Annotated in this window: 18 protein-coding genes; 4 read left to right on the forward strand and 14 right to left on the reverse strand. The window is 65.4% G+C overall.

What is annotated here, in order from left to right; all coding sequences use genetic code 11:
• From ACHWUQ_RS06555 to ACHWUQ_RS06570, 4 genes are all read right to left on the reverse strand, one after another.
• Positions 1-692 (reverse strand): biotin carboxylase N-terminal domain-containing protein (locus ACHWUQ_RS06555; RefSeq protein WP_394680661.1); only part of this gene is annotated, 692 nt, incomplete at its 3' end.
• 56 nt (positions 693-748) lie between these two features.
• A complete protein-coding gene (locus ACHWUQ_RS06560) occupies positions 749-1528 on the reverse strand; it encodes a DUF4126 domain-containing protein (protein WP_239810633.1) in 780 nt (259 codons plus the stop codon).
• Between the two features lie 93 nt (positions 1529-1621).
• Entirely contained in the window at positions 1622-2410 is a 789-nt protein-coding gene (locus tag ACHWUQ_RS06565; RefSeq protein ID WP_239810632.1) for an enoyl-CoA hydratase/isomerase family protein, read from the reverse strand.
• A 23-nt stretch (positions 2411-2433) separates the two neighbouring features.
• Positions 2434-4041: a carboxyl transferase domain-containing protein gene (locus ACHWUQ_RS06570; protein ID WP_239810631.1), complete on the reverse strand. Its 1608-nt coding sequence runs from the start codon at positions 4039-4041 to the stop codon at positions 2434-2436.
• An 82-nt stretch (positions 4042-4123) separates the two neighbouring features.
• Here ACHWUQ_RS06570 and ACHWUQ_RS06575 point away from each other — a divergent pair, with 82 nt between their 5' ends.
• Positions 4124-5851, forward strand: coding sequence for a Na+/H+ antiporter (locus ACHWUQ_RS06575; RefSeq protein WP_394680662.1), 1728 nt, complete (start codon positions 4124-4126; stop codon positions 5849-5851).
• 39 nt (positions 5852-5890) lie between these two features.
• Here ACHWUQ_RS06575 and ACHWUQ_RS06580 read toward each other — a convergent pair whose 3' ends face one another.
• Complete coding sequence (locus ACHWUQ_RS06580) at positions 5891-7603, reverse strand: AMP-binding protein (RefSeq protein WP_394680663.1); 1713 nt, start codon at positions 7601-7603, stop codon at positions 5891-5893.
• 152 nt (positions 7604-7755) lie between these two features.
• Between ACHWUQ_RS06580 and ACHWUQ_RS06585 the strand changes: the two genes are divergently transcribed.
• The 3 genes from ACHWUQ_RS06585 (at position 7756) to ACHWUQ_RS06595 (ending at position 11249) form a co-directional block, all read left to right on the forward strand.
• Entirely contained in the window at positions 7756-8799 is a 1044-nt protein-coding gene (locus ACHWUQ_RS06585; protein WP_239810628.1) for an AraC family transcriptional regulator, read from the forward strand.
• Between the two features lie 118 nt (positions 8800-8917).
• Complete coding sequence (locus ACHWUQ_RS06590) at positions 8918-9598, forward strand: glutathione S-transferase family protein (RefSeq protein WP_394680664.1); 681 nt, start codon at positions 8918-8920, stop codon at positions 9596-9598.
• 22 nt (positions 9599-9620) lie between these two features.
• Positions 9621-11249, forward strand: a complete 1629-nt coding sequence (locus ACHWUQ_RS06595) for an AMP-binding protein (RefSeq protein ID WP_394680665.1) — start codon at positions 9621-9623, stop codon at positions 11247-11249.
• 42 nt (positions 11250-11291) lie between these two features.
• Here ACHWUQ_RS06595 and ACHWUQ_RS06600 read toward each other — a convergent pair whose 3' ends face one another.
• The 9 genes from ACHWUQ_RS06600 to ACHWUQ_RS06640 form a co-directional block, all read right to left on the reverse strand.
• On the reverse strand, positions 11292-12908 hold the full coding sequence (locus ACHWUQ_RS06600; RefSeq protein WP_394680666.1) for a GMC family oxidoreductase: 1617 nt from the start codon (positions 12906-12908) through the stop codon (positions 11292-11294).
• The gene (locus ACHWUQ_RS06605) at positions 12905-13636 is read right to left on the reverse strand and encodes an ABC transporter ATP-binding protein (protein WP_394680667.1); all 732 of its coding nucleotides are present in this window, start codon (positions 13634-13636) and stop codon (positions 12905-12907) included. Before ACHWUQ_RS06605 ends, ACHWUQ_RS06600 begins: the two co-directional genes overlap by 4 nt.
• Positions 13629-15449 carry an ATP-binding cassette domain-containing protein gene (locus ACHWUQ_RS06610; RefSeq protein WP_394680668.1) on the reverse strand — a complete coding sequence of 607 codons (1821 nt, stop codon included), beginning with the start codon at positions 15447-15449 and terminating at the stop codon, positions 13629-13631. Before ACHWUQ_RS06610 ends, ACHWUQ_RS06605 begins: the two co-directional genes overlap by 8 nt.
• Positions 15449-16369, reverse strand: coding sequence for a branched-chain amino acid ABC transporter permease (locus tag ACHWUQ_RS06615; protein WP_312418097.1), 921 nt, complete (start codon positions 16367-16369; stop codon positions 15449-15451). The genes ACHWUQ_RS06610 and ACHWUQ_RS06615 overlap by 1 nt, the downstream gene beginning before the upstream one ends.
• A gap of 81 nt (positions 16370-16450) precedes the next feature.
• Positions 16451-17644 (reverse strand): ABC transporter substrate-binding protein, encoded by a 1194-nt coding sequence (locus tag ACHWUQ_RS06620; RefSeq protein ID WP_312418099.1) that lies wholly within the window; start codon positions 17642-17644, stop codon positions 16451-16453.
• A gap of 142 nt (positions 17645-17786) precedes the next feature.
• Positions 17787-19421, reverse strand: coding sequence for a GMC family oxidoreductase (locus tag ACHWUQ_RS06625; protein WP_394680669.1), 1635 nt, complete (start codon positions 19419-19421; stop codon positions 17787-17789).
• 99 nt (positions 19422-19520) lie between these two features.
• Complete coding sequence (locus ACHWUQ_RS06630; RefSeq protein WP_394680670.1) at positions 19521-20216, reverse strand: HAD family hydrolase; 696 nt, start codon at positions 20214-20216, stop codon at positions 19521-19523.
• 28 nt (positions 20217-20244) lie between these two features.
• Positions 20245-20649 (reverse strand): YchJ family protein, encoded by a 405-nt coding sequence (locus tag ACHWUQ_RS06635; protein ID WP_394680671.1) that lies wholly within the window; start codon positions 20647-20649, stop codon positions 20245-20247.
• 3 nt (positions 20650-20652) lie between these two features.
• Positions 20653-21372 carry a DUF4197 domain-containing protein gene (locus ACHWUQ_RS06640; protein WP_394680672.1) on the reverse strand — a complete coding sequence of 240 codons (720 nt, stop codon included), beginning with the start codon at positions 21370-21372 and terminating at the stop codon, positions 20653-20655.
• Positions 21373-21666: the final 294 nt, after the last annotated feature.

Here is a 21666-nt window from a genome sequence, read left to right on the forward strand (position 1 = left end):
ACCGAGCAGTCGCGCTCGAACAGGTAGACGCAGTTGCCTTGCGTATCACCAAACACCTGGATCTCGATATGGCGCGGGCGCAGCACGTATTTCTCGATCAGCACCGCATCATTGCTGAAGCTGTTGATGGCCTCGCGCTTGCAGGATTCCAGCGCGGCGGCAAAGTCCTCGCTTTTTTCCACCAGGCGCATGCCCTTGCCACCGCCGCCGGCGCTGGCCTTGATCAGCACCGGGTAGCCGATGCGGTCGGCCTCCTTGTGCAGCAGGGCCGGGTCTTGCCCTGCACCGTGGTAGCCCGGCACCAGGGGTACGCCGGCCTTTTCCATCAGCTGCTTGGATTCGGCCTTCAGGCCCATCGCCCGGATGGCGCTGGCAGGCGGGCCGATGAAGACCAGGCCCGCAGCGGCGCAAGCGGCGGCAAAGTCCTCGTTCTCGCTCAGAAAGCCGTAGCCGGGGTGGATGGCCTGGGCGCCGGTGGCCTGGGCGGCCTCGATGATGCGTTCCCAGCGCAGGTAGCTGTCCTTGGGGGCGCTGCCACCGATGTGCACGGACTCGTCGCAGGCGGCTACATGCTTGGCATGGGCGTCGGCATCAGAGTACACGGCCACGGTCTTGACACCCATGCGGCGGGCGGTAGCGGCGACGCGGCAGGCAATCTCACCACGGTTGGCGATCAAAATTTTCGAGAACATACAACAATCTCCTCAGTCTTCTTCCCTGTCCCCGGCCCGCCTTCGCAAGCCCTGGGTCAATATCGTTGGTGATCCGCGCCGGTGGCGGCCAGGGCCACCGGCTCTTCATGGCCCAGCCACCGGCGAATCCGGCGCACCACAGCCCGCAAAAACTTCCACAGCACCCAGGTCATCACCCACATCAGCACCAGCACCACGGCCAGCGCCACCGCAAACACCAGCGGGTGGTTGATGGCCAGCCAGACGGCGCCGACCGACACCCCGTCTTCCAGCAGGCTCGCCCCCCAATTGGAGAACGGCTCCGGGCTGGTGTTGATCGCCGCGCGCGTGGTGGTCTTGGCCACCTGGCTGCTCAGCGCCAGGGTGCCGCCCATCAAGGCGGCCGCCGTGGCCATCGTTGCGTTGTCGGTACCAAACACGCTGGCGGCCAAGGCCGCGCCAGCGGGCACACGCACGACGCTCTGCACCACATCCCAGACCGAATCTACGCCGGGGATCTTGTCGGCAAAGAACTCGACAAACAGCAGCGCGCCACTGATGACCAGGATCACCGGCTGCTGCAGCACCGTCAGCCCGCCGGGCAGGTGCAGCACGCCCGTCGCGCCCAGCATGCCCGTCACAAACACCACCGCGTAGAGCCGAAAGCCGCTGGCCCAGCCCAGCGCGGCCGCCAGTGCCATCAGCTGGCCCCAGTCCCACTGCGCCATGGCCTGGCCCATCTGGCCGGCCACCTGGCCGACCTGGTCGGCCGCCTGCCCCACCGTTTGGGCGGTGTCCTTGTCCAGATGCAGGCCCATGCCGTGCAGCCAGTTGACGATGGTGTTCCAGGTATCCATGGTGGGGGCTCCTCAGTGCCAGTCAGCAAACGCGCTGTTTATAGCGCCAACGCCTGCTTGCTGTCTGCCATCCAAGGCCGCGTTATGCGTACTTCAGCCTCCCAGCCAGCTGGGTTTGCGTTTGTTCAAGAATGCCTGCACGCCTTCCTTGCCTTCGGCGCTGGCGCGGATATCGGCAATGCCGGCCACCGTCTCGGCGATCAGCGCCTCGTCCACCTCGCGGCCGGCCACATCGAGCACCAGCTTTTTGCAGGCCTGCACCGCTGCCGGGCTGGCGCTCAGCAGGTGCTTGAGCAGGCCGTCCACAGCGCTGTCCAGCGCCTCGGCCTCCACCACCTGGTGCACGAAGCCGGTGCGCAGTGCTTCAGCAGCGTCAAAGCGCTCGCCGGTCAGAAAGTAGCGGTGCGCCGCACGCGGGCCCATCGCGCGGATCACATAGGGGCTGATCGTGGCCGGGATCAGACCGATCTTCACCTCGCTGAGGCAAAAACCGGCATGGCTGGCCGCCACCGCCATGTCGCAGCAAGCGACCAGACCCATGCCGCCGGCGTAGACATCGCCTTGCACCCGCGCGATCGTCGGCTTGGGGCAGGTGTAGATCACGCGCAGCATCTCGGCGAGCTTGCCGGCATCGACCAGGTTCTCCTCACGGGTGTAGTCGGCCATCGCGCGCATCCAGTTCAGGTTGGCGCCGGCGCAAAAGGCCGGGCCTTCGGCGGCCAGCACCACGGCGCGGACCTGGGCCTGCGCCCCCACCCAGGTAAAGGCGCGGGTGATGTCGGCAATCACCTCGTCGCTGAAGGCATTGCGGACATCGGGCTGGGTCAGCGTGATGGTGGCCACCGGCCCAGCGGCTTCGACGGTCAGAAATGTGCTTTTCATGGTGTCCTCTCTGTCTCAGGGCATTACATGCGGAAGACGCCGAACTTGGTGTCTTCGATCGGTGCATTGCGGGTGGCTGCCAGGCCCAGCGCCAGCACGCGGCGGGTATCGGCCGGGTCGATGACGCCGTCATCCCACAGGCGTGCCGAGGCGTAGTAGGGGTGGCCCTGGTCCTCGTACTGCTGGCGGATGGGTGCCTTGAAGGCCTCCTCCTCCTCCGCCGTCCAGGCGCCGCCCCGGCCCTCGATGCCATCGCGCTTGACCGTGGCCAGCACGCTGGCCGCCTGCTCGCCGCCCATCACGCTGATGCGTGCGTTCGGCCACATCCACAGGAAGCGTGGGCTGTAGGCCCGGCCGCACATGCCGTAGTTGCCGGCGCCAAAACTGCCGCCGATGATGATCGTGAACTTGGGCACGCTGGCCGTGGCCACCGCCGTCACCAGCTTGGCGCCATGGCGGGCAATGCCCTCGTTCTCGTACTTGCGGCCCACCATGAAGCCGGTGATGTTCTGCAGGAAGACCAGCGGAATCTTGCGCTGGCAGCACAGCTCGATGAAGTGCGCGCCCTTGACGGCCGATTCGCTGAACAGAATGCCGTTGTTGGCGATGATGCCGACCTCCATGCCCTCGACCCGGGCAAAGCCGCAGACCAGGGTGGCGCCAAAGCGGGCCTTGAACTCGTCGAAATCGCTGCCATCGACAATGCGGGCGATGATTTCGCGCACATCGAAAGGCTTGCGCGTATCGACGGGAATCACGCCATACAGCTCATCGGCCGGGTAGGCCGGTGCCTGCGGCGCCTTGTCCGCGGCATGGGGCTGCTTGGCCTTGTTCAGATGGCTCACGGCCTTGCGGGCCAGCGCCAGCGCATGGGTGTCGTTGTCGGCCAGGTGGTCGGCCACACCCGACAGGCGGGTGTGCACATCCCCGCCGCCCAGGTCTTCGGCGCTCACCACCTCGCCGGTCGCAGCCTTCACCAGCGGTGGGCCACCGAGGAAAATCGTGCCCTGGTTCTTCACGATGATGGACTCATCGCTCATCGCCGGCACATAGGCGCCGCCGGCGGTGCAGGAGCCCATGACCACGGCGATCTGCGCAATGCCCTGGGCCGACATATTGGCCTGGTTGTAGAAGATGCGGCCAAAGTGCTCGCGGTCGGGGAAGACCTCGTCCTGGTTGGGCAGGTTGGCGCCGCCCGAATCGACCAGGTAAATGCAGGGCAGGCGGTTTTGCGCCGCCACTTCCTGCGCGCGCAAATGTTTTTTAACCGTCATCGGGTAGTAGGTGCCGCCTTTGACCGTGGCATCATTGCACACGATCATGCAGTCCACCCCGCTGACCCGGCCCACGCCGGCAATCAGGCCCGCGCCGGGCGCATCGTTGTTGTACATGTTCAGTGCAGCCAGCGGTGCCAGCTCCAAAAAGGGCGTGCCGGGGTCCAGCAGCATCTGCACGCGGTCACGCGGCAGCAGCTTGCCCCGGCCCAGGTGCTTGGCCCGTGCGGCTTCACCACCGCCTTGCGCCACCTTGGCAGACTGGGCCCGCAGGTCCTCCACAATGCTGCGCATGGCTTGCGCATTGGTCTGAAAATCTGCCGACCGGGCATTCAGCTGGGTTGCGAGTTTGCTCATGCTTGTCCTCTTCAATGTTCTAGCGTTCCGTTCAGAAACGCGTTTTCTTTAAAAATAGTCTGCTGCCAAACGAATCCGCACCATGCACACCGTCGAAACCGTCCTGCTCGTCCTGATGATCGGTGCCGTCACCGGCATCATTGCGCGCTACATCCGGGCCATACCGCTGCCGCTGATCCAGATCATGCTGGGTGCTGCGCTGTCCTGGCCGCAACAAGGCCTGCATATCGATTTCGATCCCGGCCTGTTCATGCTGCTGTTCATTCCGCCGCTGCTGTTTGCCGACGGCTGGCGCATTCCCAAGCGCGAGTTCTTTGCGCTGTACCGCCCTATTTTGCGGCTGGCCTTTGGCCTGGTGCTGTTTACCGTGATTGGCCTGGGCTACCTGATCCACTGGATGATTCCGGAGATCCCGCTGACCGTGGCCTTTGCGCTGGCCGCCGTGATATCGCCCACCGATGCGGTGGCCGTCTCGGCCATCACGCGCAACCTGGGCATGCCGGCCCACACCATGCATGTGCTCGAAGGCGAGTCGCTGCTCAATGATGCCTCGGGCCTGGTGGCGCTGAAATTCGCCATCGCCGCCACGTTGACCGGCGTGTTCTCCTGGACCCAGGTCACGCAGGAATTTCTGTGGATCGCGCTGGGCGGTCTGGGCGTGGGTGCGGCGGTGGGCTGGGGCTTCAGCTACCTGCGCGATACCGTCACCCGCCGCCTGGGCGATGTGGCGGCCACACAGATGGTGCTGCTGCTGGTGCTGCTGCCGTTTGCAGCCTACCTGCTGGGCGAAAAGATTGGCGTCTCCGGCATTCTGGCGGCCGTGGCCGCTGGCGTGGCCACCAATTTTGGCGATCTGAACCGGGCCGACTACATCTCCGAGCGCATGCAGACCGCCGGTACCTGGGCCATGGTCGAATCGGCCTTCAACGGCGCGATCTTCCTGCTGCTGGGTCTGCAGCTGCCGTCGATCATTGGCGTGACCTTGCGCGATGCCGGCCATGACTGGTGGATTCTGGTGGGCTATGTGGCCATCATCTCGGTCGCGCTGCTGGCGCTGCGCTGGATCTGGCTGATGCTGGGCGTCAGCCGCAGCCTGCACAAGGCCCACCAGGCCGGCAAGCTGATCAAGAAACCCGATCTCTGGCTGAACCTGGCCACCACCTTGGCGGGCATTCGCGGAGCGGTCACGCTGGCCGGTGCGCTGTCCGTGCCGCTGCTGCTGAACAACGGCCAGCCGTTTCCGGCAAGGGACATGCTGATCTTTCTGGCCACCGGCACGATCTTGTTCACCCTGGTGATCGGCAGCATCGGCCTGCCGCTGGTACTGCGCCGCGTGCAGGCGACGAGCGAGCCCGAATCGGTGCGTGAAGAGCGCCAGGCGCGCATTGCAGCCTGCCGCGCGGCGATCAACAGCCTGGCGATGAGCGACGACGATGCCGCCCAGCAGCCCACCGAATGGCAGGCCCAGCAGCATGAAATCGAAGGCCGCATTGCGCGCGAGTACCGCAACCGTATCGACCTGCTCGACGAAGAGCGCACGCCCGAATCGGCCGAGGTGCAGGACCTGGCCACGCCCGATGCGGTGCAGGAGCGGCGCCTGCGCTATGTGGCCGAGCTGGAGATGCGGCTCAACTGCATCAAGGTCGAGCGCCACACGATCTACGCCGAGCGGCACAACAACCGCATCAACGACGAATCGCTGCGCAGCCTGGTCCAGGAGCTGGACCTGAGCGAGATCACCTTGCGCAAGCGCCTGGAAGTGGCCCGCCGCGCCGCTGCCAAGCAAGCTGCCAAGCTGGAAGGGCATTGATCGTACAGGCGGTTGCTGCATGGCGGCGCTCTGCGCGGTTCAGGCCGTCTTGCTCACATCCAGCTTCAGCGATTCGATCATCGCCTCGCGGATCTTGAACTTCTGGATCTTGCCGGTCACCGTCATCGGGAAGGCCTCGACAAACTCGATGTAGCGCGGCACCTTGTAATGGGCCACCCGGCCCTTGCAGTAGCTGCGCAGTGCCTCGGCATCCAGGCTTTGGCCAGCCTTGACGATGACCCAGGCGCAGAGCTCTTCGCCAAAGCGGCTGTCGGGCACGCCGACCACCTGCACATCCTGCACCTGCGGGTGGGTGTAGAGGAACTCCTCGATCTCGCGTGGGTAGATGTTCTCGCCGCCCCGGATCACCATGTCCTTGATGCGGCCGACGATGTTCACATAGCCTTCGGCATCCATCGTGGCCAGGTCGCCGGTGTGCATCCAGCCATCGCCATCGATGGCCTCGCGCGTCTTGGCTTCGTCGCCCCAGTAGCCATGCATGACGGAATAACCGCGCGTGCAGAGCTCACCCGATTGCCCGGGGGCCACTGTCTCGCCGGTCTCCGGGCTGACGATCTTGACCTCCAGGTGCGGATGCACCTTGCCGACGGTGGAGACGCGCTTGTCCAGCGGCGTATCGGTCGAGCTTTGGCAGCTGACCGGGCTGGTCTCGGTCATGCCGTAGGCGATGGTGATCTCGGACAGATGCATCTGGCTGACGACCCGCTTCATCACCTCGATCGGGCAGGGGGAGCCAGCCATGATGCCGGTGCGCAGGCTCGACAGGTCGAACTCGGCAAAACGCGGGTGGTCCAGCTCGGCGATGAACATCGTGGGCACGCCATGCAGGCCGGTACAGCGCTCGGCCTGCACCGTCTCCAGCACGGTCAGCGCATCAAAGCCATCATTGGGGTAGACCATGGCCGCACCATGCGTCATGCAGGCCATATTGCCCAGCACCATGCCAAAGCAGTGGTAGAGCGGCACGGGGATGCAGAGCCGGTCCTCTTCGGTCAACCGCATCGCCTCGCCAATGAAATAGCCGTTGTTAACGATATTGCGGTGGGTCAGGGTAGCGCCCTTGGGAAAGCCGGTGGTGCCACTGGTGAACTGGATGTTGATCGGGTCGTAAGGCGTCAAGGTGGCGCCGATCTGTGCGACCTGCGGGTCGGCTGCATCACCGCTGGCGATAAAGCGCGAGAAGCGCTGCATGCCCGGCTGCTCCTGGCCCTGGCCTGCGACATCGATCCAGACCACCAGACGCAGATCGGGCAGCGCCGCGATCTGCAGTGCGGCGCTGCCTTGTGTCTCCAGCTCCGGCGCCAGCGCGCGCACCATGCCCAGGTAGTCGCTGGTCTTGAAGCGCTCCATCACGAACAGCGCCTTGCACTGCACCTTGTTCAGCGCATAGGCCAGCTCGGAGGTGCGGTAGGCCGGGTTGATGTTGACGAGGATGATGCCCACATGGGCGGTGGCCAGCTGCAGCAGCACCCATTCCACATTGTTGTGCGACCAGATGCCGACCCGGTCGCCTTTGGCGATGCCGGCACGCAGCAAGGCACTGGCCAGTTGCTGCGATTGCGCCAGCAGTTGCTGATAGCTCAGGCGCAGGCCCTGGTGGCGGCTGATGAGCGCATCACGCGCGCCAAAACGGGCCGCCGTCTCGCTCAGTTGCTGGCCGATGGTCTTGTTCAGCAGGCGCGGCTCGCTGGCGCCCCGTGCATAGCTGCTGGTCAATCTGGTCTCGCTCATGGTGTCTCCTGTCCGCCGCCCAACCAGCCGGGTCGGCGGCCTTTTTCCTTGTCTTTCAGCATACGCGAGCGTGCCGCGCAAATGATGGCAGGATGGTTGCAAATGTCGCCAGTACAATGGCCCTGCTTGGCGCTATTTAAACCCCACCCTCCATGCCCAAACCCCTGCCCTCTTCTGCCGTCGTGCACCACCCCGCAGTCACGCCCATGGCCTTTGTCCGGGCAATCGCCCGTGCCTACCAGCACCGGGGGCTGAGTGCGGATCGTGCGCTGCAATTGGCGCAAATCGATCCCTTGGCGGTCGAAAAAGATGGCCCCGGCATCACCGCCTTGCAGTTCGAAACCCTCTCCGACGCAGCCATGCAGGAGCTGGACGACGAGGCCCTGGGCTGGTTCAGCCGCCGCCTGCCCTGGGGCAGCTATGGCATGCTGGCCCGTGCCTCGCTCACCAGCCCCAACCTGGGGGTGGCGCTCAAGCGCTGGTGCCGCCACCATGGGCTGCTCACCGATGACCTGGCGCTCAGCCTGCAGGTGCAGGGCGAGACGGCCACGGTCGAGATCATCGAACACACCGGCCTGGGCGAGCTGCGCGAGTTCTGCCTGGTCTCCATGCTGCGCAATATGCATGGGCTGTCGAGCTGGTTTGTCGATTCGTCGCTGCCGCTGTTCAAGGTGAGTTTTCCGTTCGACGCACCCGCCCATGCCGATGTGTATGCGCTGCTCTTCCCTGGCGATGTGCAGTTTGGCGCACCGGTCACCCGCATGCAGTTTGATGCGCGCTACCTGGCCTTGCCGATTGCCCGCGACGAAGCGGCGTTGCAGCGCATGCTGCAGCGCGCGCTGCCGCTGACCGTGCGTCCCTACCGCCGCGACCGGTTGATGGTGCAGCGCGTGCGCCAGCTGCTGGCCGCCGACCCCTCGGCGATGCACAGCGCCGACAGCCTCTCGGCCAAGCTGCACCTGTCGCTGCGCACCCTGCACCGCCAGCTCAAGGACGAGGGCGCATCGCTGCAGGCCCTGAAGGACGAGGTACGGCGCGAACGCTCGCTGACCCTGCTCCACCGCAGCAACCGGCCGATCAAGCAGATCGCGCAGCTGGCCGGCTTCAGCAATGACAAAAGCTTTATCCGCGCCTTCCGCACCTGGATGGGCATGTCCCCGGCCGAGTACCGCAAGAGCACCCGGCCGCCGGCCTGAGGCTCCGCAGATACGGGCCTGACACCGGCCCGATTTGCAACCTGGCTGACACCTGCAGGGCAGCCACTGGCGTCCATTCGTGCCAAGATGGCGGCACAACATCGGATGGAGACTTGCTGTGATCGAGCTGTACCACTGTGTGAGCGCGCGCTCGTTCCGCGCGCTATGGATGCTGGAAGAGCTGGGCCTGCCCTACCGGCTGCAGATGCTGCCCTTTCCGCCCCGCGCACTGGCCAAGCACTATCTGGCGCTCAACCCGCTGGGCACCGTGCCGCTGCTGATCGACGGCGACACGCGCATGACCGAGTCCGCCGCCATCTGCCAGTACCTGGCCAGCCGCGCCCCCGCTCAGCGCCTGGACGTGCAGCCCAGCGACCCCGCCTATGGCAGCTACCTGAACTGGCTGCACATGTCCGATGCGACCTTGACCTTTCCGCAGACCCTAGTGCTGCGCTACCAGTTCTTTGAGCCCGCCGTGCGGCGCCAGCCCCAGGTGGCTGAAGACTACGAGCGCTGGTTCCTGGGGCGGCTGCGCGCGCTGGAGACCGCTGCCCAGGCGATGCCGGCCGACCAGCCCTACCTCTGCGCAGGCCGCTTCACGGCCGCCGATGTGGCCGTGGGCTATGCGCTGATGCTGTCGGACTACCTGGGCATGTCCTCGCAATGGGGGCCGGCCACCCAGCACTACTGGATGCAGCTGCAGCAGCGTGCTGCCTTCCTGCGCAGCCTGGAGGCCGAAAAGCAGGCCGCGCTGGACCAGCAGATCGACCCCATTCCGTCGCCGTTGATCCGGACCTGACCTTGCCTGGAAGCCCCTCGACATGATCGCCATCACCGACCAGACCACCATTGGCCAGGCACTGCACGCCGCCATGGCGCGCTACCCCGACCACAGCCTGCTGGCGGTGCCAGCCAACCCCAAGCGCAGCTACCTGCCCGAGGGCTGCGAGTTCAGCTACACGCAGGCCGGCGCCCATATTGCGCGGCTGCAGGCCTGCTACCAGGCGGCCGGCTATGGCGTGGGCCACCGCGTGGGACTGTTTCTGGAGAGCCGGCCCGAGCACCTCTGGCACAAGCTGGCGATGAACAGCCTGGGCATCTGCTGTGTGCCCATCAACCCCGACCACAAGCGCCGCGAGTTGAACTACCTGATCGACCATGCGCAGCTGGACCTGGTTGTCTGCCTGCCCGAGCGGCTGGAGGCGCTGCAGCAGTCGCTGCAGGACACGCGCAACCAGCCGGCCCTGGTCTGCACCGATCCGCAAGATGGCAGCGCCACCACACTGCCAGCAGCACGCTCGCAGCCGTCGGGCCGCTTGAGCGCCGACACGCCTGCAAGCATCCTCTACACCTCCGGCACCACCGGCCAGCCCAAGGGCTGTGTGCTGTCGCATGCCTATGAGCTGGCCGCTGGCAAGTGGTATGCATCCCACCCCGGCCATGTGTCGATCCAGGAAGGCCGCGAGCGCCTGTTCAACCCGCTGCCGCTGTTCCATGTCAACGCCTCCATCCTGTCGTTCTACTGCATGCTGCTGAGCGGTGGCTGCCAGATCCAGACCGACCGCTTTCAGCCCAGCCGCTGGTGGGAAGAGGTGGCCCGCAGCCGCGCCACCATCGTCCACTACCTGGGCGTGATCATTCCGCTGCTACTCAAGCAGCCGCCGTCCGACTGGGAAAAACAGCACTGTGTGCGCTTTGGCTATGGCGCGGGGGTGGAGCCACAGCTGCATGCCGCTTTCGAGCAGCGCTTTGGCTTTCCGCTGATCGAGCTGTGGGGCATGACCGAGGTGGTGCGCACCCTCTCCGACCATGGCGACGACCGCCAGGTGGGCACACGCTCCTTTGGCCGGGGTGCGCCCGGGTTGGAGGTGCGGGTGGCCGATGAGAGCGGCCAGCCGGTGCCGCCCGGCACGCCTGGCGAGATGCTGGTGCGCCACTCGGCCGAGACGCCGCGCAAGCATTTTTTCAGCGAATACCTGGACAACCCCGAAGCCACCGCCAAGGCCTGGGAGGGCGGCTGGTTCCACACCGGGGATGTCGTGGTGCAGGACCCCGATGGCCTGCTGCACTTCATGGACCGGCGCAAGAACATCATCCGCCGCTCCGGCGAGAACATTGCGGCCGCCGAGGTGGAGGCCGTGCTGCTGTCCCACCCCAAGGTGCACCAGGTGGCCGTTCTGGCCGCGCCCGATGACATCCGCGAAGAAGAGGTGCTGGCCAGCATCGTGCTGAGCGAAGGTGTGGCGCCCGGCACTGCCATCTGCCAGGAGCTGTTCGCGTTCTGCCAGCAGGAGATGGCCTATTACAAGGTGCCAGGCTGGTGGTGGTTCACCGACGAAATCCCCACCACCGGCACGCAGAAGATCCAGAAGCACCGGATTCTGGCCGCAGGCCAGGATGTGCGCAGCCTGCCCCAGGTGCTGGACATGCGGGCGCACAAAAAGCGCTGACGGCGCCGGGCCCGCTGCTGCAGTGCAGGGCGGGCCGGGGGTCTAGCCTGCGCGGCGCAGCAGGTCGGCGCCCTTTTCGCCAATCATCATCGTGGCCGCGCAGGTGTTGGCCGAGGTGATCTCGGGCATCACCGAGGCATCGATCACCCGCAGCCCCTGCAAGCCGTGCACGCGCAGCTGGGCATCGACAACGGCACCCGCCTCGGGCCTGGGCCCCATGCGCGCCGTGCCGTTGAGGTGGTAGGACGACACACCGTAGCGGTAGATGAAGTCCAGGATCTCGTCATCGGACTGCACCTGCGGCCCCGGCATGACCTCGTCCACCCGGTAAGGCGCCAGCGCCTGGCTCTGCAGCAAGGCGCGGGCCAGCCGCACGCCCCGGATCAAGGTCAGGCGGTCGCCCTCGTCCTCCAGATAGCGTGGCTGCACCACCGGATCGGCCAGTGGGTCGCTGGAGGCCAGCTGCACCGTGCCCATGCTCTGGGGCCGGTGCTGCCAGACGCCGCAGGTCATGCCCGGAAACACATCGAGCTGGCCCACGTAGCCTTCACGGTAGCTGGCCGGTGAGAACACGCCTTGCAGATCGGGCCGCTCCCGCCCCGGCTGCGAGGCCGCGAACCAGTGCACGACCGAGGGGCTGAGCTGCAGGATATTGGGTTTGCCGCGCAGCCATTGCCAGGCCTGGCCCCAGAGGCGTGGCACACGTGCCAGCTCGTTGATGGTGGTGGCGTTCTTCACCGAGGCGACCAGCCGCACTGAGAAATGGTCCTTCAGGTGCTGGCCCACACCGGGCAGGTGCACCTGCGTGGCAATGCCCAGCGCGCGCAGCCGCTCGCCATCGCCAATGCCCGACAGTTGCAGCAGCTTCGGTGTATTGATGGCGCCGGCGCTGACGACCACCTCGCGCCGCGCCCTCACCTGGCGCCGCACACCATCCTGCAGGTACTCCACACCGCAGGCGCGGCCGCCCTCGACCAGAATGCGCAGCGCCTGCGCGCCGGTCCGCACATCCAGGTTGCCGCGCCGCACGGCCGGGCGCAGAAAGCAGCCGGCCGTGCTCATGCGCCAGCCGTTGTGGATGCTGCGCTGGAAATAGCCCACGCCTTGCTGGTAGGCGCCGTTGTAGTCCGGGTTGCGCGCCAGGCCCTGCTCGGCGGCGCCTTCCAGAAAGGCCTCGCAAATCGGGTGCGGCCAGTGCGGCAGGCTGACCTTGAGCGGGCCGTTGTGGCCGCGCAGTGCCGGATCGCCGCCATCGACAAAATGCTCGCTGCGCTGGAAATACGGCAGCACCTCGTCATAGGACCAACCGGCATTGCCCTGCGCCGCCCAGCCGTCGAAATCCTCGCGCTGGCCCCGGTTGTAGACCAGGCCATTGATGGAGGTGGAGCCGCCCAGGGTCTTGCCCTGGGGCAGCGGAATGCGCCTGCCGCCGGTGCGCTCGGTCGGCTCGGAGCTGAACTGCCAGGCCACCGCCGGGTTGAAGATCACCTTGATGAAACCGGCCGGCAGCTTGAGGTAGGGCCGGTGGTCGGGCGGGCCGGCTTCGAGCACGCAGATGCGCAGCGCCGGGTCCTCGCCCAAGCGGGCAGCGACGATGGCACCGGCCGCGCCGCTGCCGACCACCACATAGTCAAAACTGTCGGCGGCCGGCGCGTTCATGCATGGGCTCCCAGGTAGGCGGCTCGCACCTTGGGGTCACGCCGCAGATCGGCAGCGGCGCCCTGCAGGGTGAAGTGGCCGGTCTCCAGCACATAGGCGCGGTCGGCCACCGCCAGCGCCTGGTTGGCCATCTGCTCGACCAGCAAGATGGTCACCCCCTGCGCCTTGAGCTGGCGCACGATTGCAAAGATCTCCTTGACGATCAGTGGCGCCAGGCCCAGCGAGGGCTCATCGAGCAGCAACAGCTTGGGCCGCGACATCAGTGCACGCGCAATCGCCAGCATCTGCTGCTCGCCGCCCGACATGGTGCCGGCCATCTGCGCGCGGCGCTCCCGCAGCCGGGGGAAGGTGTTGAACTGCTGCTCCACATCGGCGGCAATCGCGGCGGTGCCATCCTTGCGGTGGTAGGCGCCCAGCAGCAGGTTGTCATGCACGCTCTGGTCGGCAAACACCTGCCGCCCCTCGGGCGACTGGGCGATGCCAAAGGGCACGCGCAGGTGGCCGGGCATGCGGGTGATGTCCTGGCCCAGGAACTCGATGCGGCCCGCCGCTGTGGGCTCCAGGCCCGAGATGGCCTTCATCAGGGTGCTCTTGCCCGCGCCATTGCCACCAATGATGGTGACCACCTCACCGGCATGCACCTGCAGGGACACCCCTTTGAGGGCCTGCACGGCGCCGTAGTGCAGCTCCAGCGCCTCGACACGCAGCAATGGTGTTTGCTCAGGCATGGTGGCCTCCGTTCATCGCGTCGTCCTCGGTTTCATCGTCACTGCCCAGGTAGGCGGCAATCACCCGCGGATTGCTTTGCACCTGCTGGGGCGTGCCTTCGGCAATCTTCTGGCCGTAGTCCAGCACGATCACGTGGTCGGACACGGCCATCACCAGGTCCATGTGGTGCTCGATGAGCAGCACGGTAATGCCCAGATCGCGGATGCGCGCAATCACCTGGATCAGCTCCTGCGTCTCCTGCGGGTTGAGGCCGGCGGCCGGCTCATCGAGCAATAACAAACGCGGGTGGGTGGCCAGCGCGCGCGCCAGCTCCAGCCGGCGCTGCAGGCCATAGGGCAGGCTGCCTGCGGTATGCAGCGCCTTGTCGCGCAGCTGCAGGCGGTCGAGGATCTGCAAGGCTTCATCCCGCGCAGCCAGCTCGGCGCGCCGGGCCTTGCCCACCCCGATCAGGCTGGCAAAGAAGCCCGCCTGGATATGCGCATGCAAGCCGACCTTGACGTTGTCGAGCACCGTCATGTCACTGAACAGCCGCAGGTTCTGGAAGGTGCGGCCCAGGCCCATGCGGGCAATCCGGTTGGGCGAGACACCGACAATGCTCTGCCCCGCGAACTGGATGGTGCCGCGCTCGGGCACCACAATGCCCGAGAGGATGTTGAGCAAGGTGGTCTTGCCCGCACCATTGGGCCCGATCAGCGAATGCACATGGCCGGGCTTGATGCACAGATCCACCTCATTGGTCGGCACCACGCCGCCATAGGCCTTGTAGATGCCGCGGCCGTCCAGCAAACCCTCGCTACCGGTACTGGCCAGCGGCGCGGCCGATTTGAGCTGCCAGGCCGGCAGATCACGCGGCAGCTGCGGCGTGGGCAGCAGGCCGGGCGCATATTTGCGCGCCAGGCTGCGCAAGGTTCCGGCCAGGCCATTGGGCATGGCGTACAGCGCAAACAGCAGCAGCGTACCATAGGTGAAATGCTGCACGCCCGGCCAGCGCGACAGCAGCGAATCGAGCAAGGTCAGCACCACCGCACCCAGCACCGGGCCATAGACGGAATTGCCGCCAAACAGCACCACCAGCAGGAAGAACACCGACAGGTTGAAGGTGATGAAGTCGGAGTTGATGTACTGGTTCTGCTGCGTGATCAGCGCACCGGCGATGCCGCAGGTAAAGGCGCTGATGACAAAGGCCAGCACCTTGAACTTGTAGACGCTGACGCCGACGCTCTCGGCCGCCACCTCGGCGGTGTTGACGGCCATGAAGGCGCGGCCAAAGCGCCCGGCCAGCAGGTGGCGAAACATCAGATGCAGCACCACGCACAGCGCGAGCACAAACCAGACCCAGTGCGACGAGGCAAACATCTGATCGCCGAGCTTCAAGGGCACCACGCCATAGATGCCCTGCTGGCCGGCAAACACATCCTGCCATTCGGAGACCACCTTCTCGACCACGATGCCAAAGCCGATGGTCACCATGGCCAGCGCCGGGCCCTTGACCCGCAGCGCCGGCAGCGCAATCACCACGCCGAACAGACCAGCCAGCACGCCGGCCATCGCAAACGCGGCCCAGGGATTCCAGCCCCAGCGGGTGGTGAGCAGGGCCACCGCATAGGCGCCCACGGCAAACAGGCCGGCATGGCCGAGCGATTTCTGGCCGGTGTAGTTCACCAGCACATTCAGCCCGGAGGCGGCGATGTAGTTCACCCCGATCAGAAAGACAATGCGCAGGTAGAAGTCGTTGCTGGTCATCAGCGGGATGGCGGCCACCAGCGCCGCCACCAGGGCCAGCCAGCCGTAGTGCTTGATCTCGCTGTTCATCAGACTTTCTCCACGATCTTCTGGCCCAGCAGGCCCTGGGGCCGCACCACCAGCACCACGATGATCAGCAAGAAGATGCTGATCTCGCGCATCTCCGCCTGCCACAGGCCCACCAGCGCTTCGATCAGCCCCAGCACAAAGCCGCCCAGCATGCAGCCGCGCGGGCTGGTCAGCCCTCCCAGAATGGCCGAGGAGAAAGCCTTGAGTGCCAGGCTCATGCCCATGAAAACCGATGCCGTGGTGATGGGCGCAATCAGCAAACCGGCCAGGCCCGCCAGGCTGGAGCTGATGACAAAGGCCAGCACGACGATGGCCGTCACATTGATGCCCATCAGGGTGGCGGCGCTGCCGCTTTGCGCCACCGCGCGCACGGCCTTGCCGATGCGGGTATGGCGCATCACATAGTCGAGCGCGAGCAACACGGTCACGCTGCAGACCAGCACCAGCACCTCCTGGGGCAGCACACCAGCATTGCCGATGCGCAGCACCTCGCTGCCCAGCGGCGAGGGCATGACCAGAGGGGCAGGACCCCAGATGGCCAGCGCCGTGTTCTGGATGATGATGCCAAAGCCGATGGTGCTCATCACCCAGGCCATGCCGCCACGCCCCACAAAGGGCCGCACGGCGGCGTAGTACAGCAGCAGGCCCAGCAGCGCCAGGACGGCCATCGTGCACAGCAGGCTGAGCACATAGCGCCACAGGCTGACATCGGCGGGCAGCAGGCTGTCGGTGATGTTCTTGCCGGCGAGCAGCAGCAGTACCGAGACCGCGACAAACGCGCCCGCGACCAGGAACTCGCCCTGGCCAAAGTTCAAGGTCTTGGTGGTGTTGAAGGTGATGTTGAAGCCCACCGCCACCAAGGCATAAATACTTCCCAAGGCCAGCCCGCTAAAGACCGCCTGCAGTATCGAATCCAGCATACGTACCCCAGACACATTGCCGCTAAAAAAACCAGGCCTGCGTGCCGCATGGGGCGGGCGCAGGCCTGACGAGCCGATGCCTTACTTCTTCAGATCCGCTGGTGTCAGCGACTTGTAGACACTGTCCTCAAAGCGCACCACGTCGCTGCCCTTCCAGCGGGCGAGGTAGAAGTCGCTCACGCTCAGCCCTTCGTGGTTGGTCTTGGTGAAGGGCTTGTCGTAGGTCTTGATGACGCCGTCGGTGCTGTTCAGGTTTTCCAGCGCAGCGGCAACCTTCTCGCCATCGGTGCTGTTGGCCTGCTTCATCGCTGCGGCCAGCAGCATCACCGAGTCATAGGCCTGGGCAGCGCAGGGGAAGGTCGTCAGGGTGGGGAAGTTCACACGCACGCGCTGGCCCAGGGCCTTGGTCTTGGCGGAGGTGTCTTCGGTCGTCGAGGCCGCCATGATCAGGTGCTCGGCCAGCTTGGTGCCCGCCATCTTGGGCAGCAGCGAGCTCAGGTTGCCCCAGGTGCCCAAGGTCGTGGGCATGTAGTTGATCTTCTCCATGCTGCGCAGCACCTGGGCGGCGCCATCGGCAATGCCGTAGATGATCACGGTGTCCGCGCCTGCCGCCTTGATCTTGTTGAGCTGCGAGGTCATGTCCGTGTCCTTCGGACCGTACTTCTCGACCGCCACGGGCTTGACGCCGTGCAGCGCCAGAATCTCGGTCGCATCCTTGATGCCGCCCTGGCCGTAGCCGGTGGAATCGGCCAGGATCGCGATCTTCTTGTCCTTCGAGGCCTTGACGGCATAGGCGCCCAGCAACGCAACCTGTTCGCGGTCCACCATCGAGATGCGGTAGAGGTAGTTCTGCGGTTCTTTGGCGTAGCGCGTGGTGATTTCGGTGGCGGTACCAATGGGCACGATCACCGGCACCTTCTTTTGCTGCGGAATATGCAGCCAGGCCAGCGCGTTGCCGGAGTTGGCCGGCCCCACGATGCCGCTGACCTTTTCACTGTCGATCAGCTCCTGCACGGTCTGGATGGCCTTGGGCGGTGTGCCCTGGTCATCGCGGATGACACCGACCAGCTTGCGGCCCATGATGCCGCCGGCCTTGTTGATGTCTTCGATGGCGGCTTCAAACCCCCAGCGGCCGGAAATGCCCAGCTCGGCCACGCCGCTGGCCGATTGGTCGGCGGTGTAGCCGATCTTGATGTCCTGGGCCTGTGCCGAAAAGGCGAAAACGCTGGCTACCAACGCCGCAGCCTTCGTCAGACGATAGACGAGCTTGTACATGTTTGTCTCCTTGCTTTGTTGTCAAAATCTCTTTGTCAGCCTCGTCTGCATGCACGAGGCCCTTGTCTTCTTCAATATAGCGGCGGATGCCGCAATCGCTCTTCTGGCTTACTCCTAAGTAAGAGTTCGTAACTACAACCCCTTAGTCGCGGTGTGCCGCGAGCAGCAGGTCCGCCGCCTTTTCCGCAATCATCATCGTCGGCGCACCGGTGTTGCCGGAGGGCATGGCGGGCATCACCGAGGCATCGGCGACCCGCAAACCGGCCATGCCATGCACACGCAGTTGGGGGTCAACCACGGACTGGCCATCGCCGGCCGCGCCCATGCGGCAGGTACCCATGAAATGCCAGGCCGTACTGCCCCGCTCGCGGGCAAACTGCAGCAACTCCTCGTCCGATTGCAACTGGGCGGACGGCGCCTCGTCACTGGCCACATAGGGCGCCAGGGAGGCGCTGTGCAGCAGGCGCCGGGCCTGGCGCAGGCCCTCCACCACCAGGCGTTGGTCGGCTTCATGGTGCAGGTAGTGCGGCTGGATCACCGGGCTGTCCCAGGCATGGGCCGAGGCCAGGCGCACATGGCCCTGGCTCTGGGGGCGCAGCTGGTAAAAGCCCAGGGTCATGCCGGGAAAGCCATCGAGCTGGCCGGCAATGCCGGAGGCATAGCTGCCGGGTGAGAAATGGAACTGAAAATCCGCCCGCGCGCCTGGCGCCTGTGCCGATGAGAAGGCATAGGCCACCGAAGGGCTGATGGCCAGAATGCTGGGCTTGCGGACCAGCCAACGCGCCACCTGGCCCCAGAGCCGCCAGCCCCTTGCGGTGGTGTTCAACGTCGGCGCGTTCTGCACCCGCACGATGGAGCGCAGCATCATATGGTCCTGCAGGCCTTCGCCGACGCCGGGCAGGTGCTGCTGCACCGCAATGCCCAGGTCCTGGAGCCGCTGCGCGTCGCCCAGGCCCGACAGATTCAGCAGCTTGGGCGAATTGATGGCACCGGCCGCCACCACCACCTCGCGGCTGGCCTGCAGGCGCCGCAGCGGGCCGCCAGGCTCGGCCGCGTACTCCACGCCGGTGACGCGTGTGCCTTCCATCACCAGGCGGCTGACCTGGGCGCGGCAGATGACCCGCAGGTTGGAGCGCCCCTTGGCAGGCCGCAAAAAAGCCTTCGCGGCGCTGACCCGCCAGCCCCGGTGGATCCAGCGCTGGTAATAGCCTGCGCCCTCTTGCTTGGCCGCGTTGTAGTCCTTGCCGGAGGGGATGCCCAGGCTGGCTGCGCCGGCGATAAAGGCATCGCACAGCGGATGGCGCCAGTCACAGTCGGTGATGGGCAGCTCGCCTTCGAGCCCCCGGTAGTTCACGTCACAGAGGGCCAGGCGCCGCTCCGAGCGCTTGAAGTACGGCAGCACCTCGTCATAGGACCAGCCTGTGGCGCCCTGGGCCGCCCAGTCATCGTAGTCCTGGGCCTGGCCGCGCACATAGTTGAAGCCGTTGACGGCGCTGGAGCCGCCCAGGGTGCGGCCCAACTGAGCGACGACCTCGCGGCCCAGGGTGGCGGCATCGGGCTCGGTCTTGAATGGCCAGGTGTAGCGCGGGTTGTAGCCGACCTTGATAAAGCCGGCGGGGATGTGGATGTAGGGGTGGTGATCGGGTGGACCAGCCTCCAGCAGACACACCTGGAAGCGGCCCGATGCGCTCAGGCGGTTGGCGAGGATGCAGCCAGCCATGCCGGCACCGACAATGATGAAGTCAAACGCCGCATCCCACTCATGCACAGGCCCCATAACAACTCCAGGTGGCAACCAGACGAAAAGTCTAGGTGCAGCCTGGGATCAGGCCTGTCGCTTCAGTGTCCGCCTCTGCGCCTGTGGGCAGCGTCATGCTCAGGCCGCGAGGGCCGAGGCGCGCGCCACGCGCTGCGGCAGATCGTCCATGTGTTCAAAGAACTGGCTGGCACCGGCTGCCGCCAGATCGGCCTGCGAGCAGACTGCATGCGCAGGCGGGTGGTAGGCCCACACGGTAGCGCCGGCCGCCACACCCGCCTGGGTGCCGGTCACGCTGTCTTCGATCACCAGGCAGCGCTGCGGATCGGCACCCAGCGCAGCAGCTGCAGCCAGGTAGACATCGGGGAAAGGCTTGGTGCGCGGCATCTCATGGCCGCTGAAAATACGGCCTTCAAAATAGGGCAGCAGGCCGGCAATGCGCAACTGCATCACCACCTTCTTGCGGTCGGCACCCGATGCGCAGGCGATCTGCCCGTTGAACTGGGCATGCAGGGCCTTAATGGCCTCCACCGCACCGTCGATGGCTTTGACATCCTGCTCCAGCGCTGCATTGCGGCGCGCATAGAACTCCTCCATCCAGGCATCGGTCAACGGCTTGCCGGTGTGGGCCTCGATCAGGTCCTTCTGGCTGCGCACCATCCTGCCGATGAACAGCTGCAGGCAATCCTCGGACGACAGCACCCAGCCCGCCTCATTGAGCATCGTGCACAGCACCCGGTTGGTGATGACTTCGCTGTCCACCAACACACCATCGCAATCAAACAGCATGGCCTCAAAGCCCGCATTGGGGTTCATTTTGGGATCCTCGAAAAACAGGTGGTGATCAGAACTGGTCACCATCCAGATAAAACCAACGGCCTTGTTCCTGCACGAAGCGGCTGCGCTCATGCAGGCGCACCGCGCGGCCTTGCAGCTTGTAGCGGGCGACAAACTCCACCTCAGCATGGCTGCCATCCACCGGCTCGAAGGCCTTGACCTGCAAGCCCAGCCAGCGGCACTGCGGCTCAAAATCCAGCTGAGACGGGCGGGTAGAGGCATGCCAGGTCGCCAACAGATAGGCGCGCTCCTCGAGCACAAAGGCGCTGTAACGCGACCGCATCAGGTGCTCGGCATCCGGTGCTGGCATGCCCTCGAAATCCGCTATGAAGCGGCCGCAACAGGCGCTGTAGGCGGCACCGGATTCACAAGGGCAGGCGGGCTGCGCGGGCAATGGGGGTTTCTTGGCCATGGCTTAGCGCAATGCTCCAAAGACCTTGCGCACGGCGGCATTGGCGCTGCCCAGCGGGTTCTGGCGAATCGCGCGCTCCTGCTCGCCAATCACAGCGTAAAGGCCATCGAGGGTCTTGCCGGTCACATACTGGTTCAGATCCAGTGCATCGCTGGAGACGCCAAAGCTCGCTGCCTTGCCCACCAGCTGGTTGTACTGCTGCACGACACCCACCTGACCCGTCGCCTGGGTCACCACCGGCAGAAACCGCTGGGTCAAAGGCTGGCGTGTTTTTTCCATAAAGAACGTGGTTACCGAGCCTTCACCGCCGCTCAGGATTCGCTTGGCATCGTCCAGCGTCATGCGCTGCACGGCATCCAGCAGCACATCCTTGCCCATCGGGACGGCCAGCTCCGCCGCCCGGTTGATGCCCTGCTCCACCTCATCTACATAGCGGCCCTGGCCAAAGCGCCGCATCATCTTGGCCGCCTCACCCATATAGCCAGGCAGCGGAATGCGCAGCTGGGGGTTGTTGAAAAAGCCCCCGTTCTGGCCCAACTGAGACACCGCCACCTGCGCACCCTGGGTCAGCGCAGCCTTGATGCCCTGGCTCGCATCGGCATTGGTCAGATCGGCGAGCGAGAGCGCGAAAGCCGGAGATACCGCACCGGCACCGCCCAGCAGCGCCAATAGATGCAGCAGACGGCGACGCTGCGCTTGGCGCAGACAGCTTTGCTCTGTCATGGCAGTCCTTGAAACACAAACAGCTATTGTGCCAAACACCGCCATCCAGCCGTGCACCAAGGTGCTTGCCTGCCCGCGCTGAAGTGCAAAAGAGGGTCAGCCGAAGGCTGGTTACGGCTGCGAGATAGCGCGGCGCAAAAGAAAAACCCCTCTACTCGGGAAGAGCAGAGGGGTTGATCAGTATAAAAGCCTGACGATGACCTACTTTCACACGGGAATCCGCACTATCATCGGCGCGAAGTCAGATCGGAAGAGCACACGTCTGAACTCCAGTCACCGTGTAGGATCGCGGAT

Source organism: uncultured Comamonas sp., assembly GCF_964277875.1.
Classification (GTDB): Bacteria; Pseudomonadota; Gammaproteobacteria; order Burkholderiales; family Burkholderiaceae_C; genus Comamonas; species Comamonas sediminis.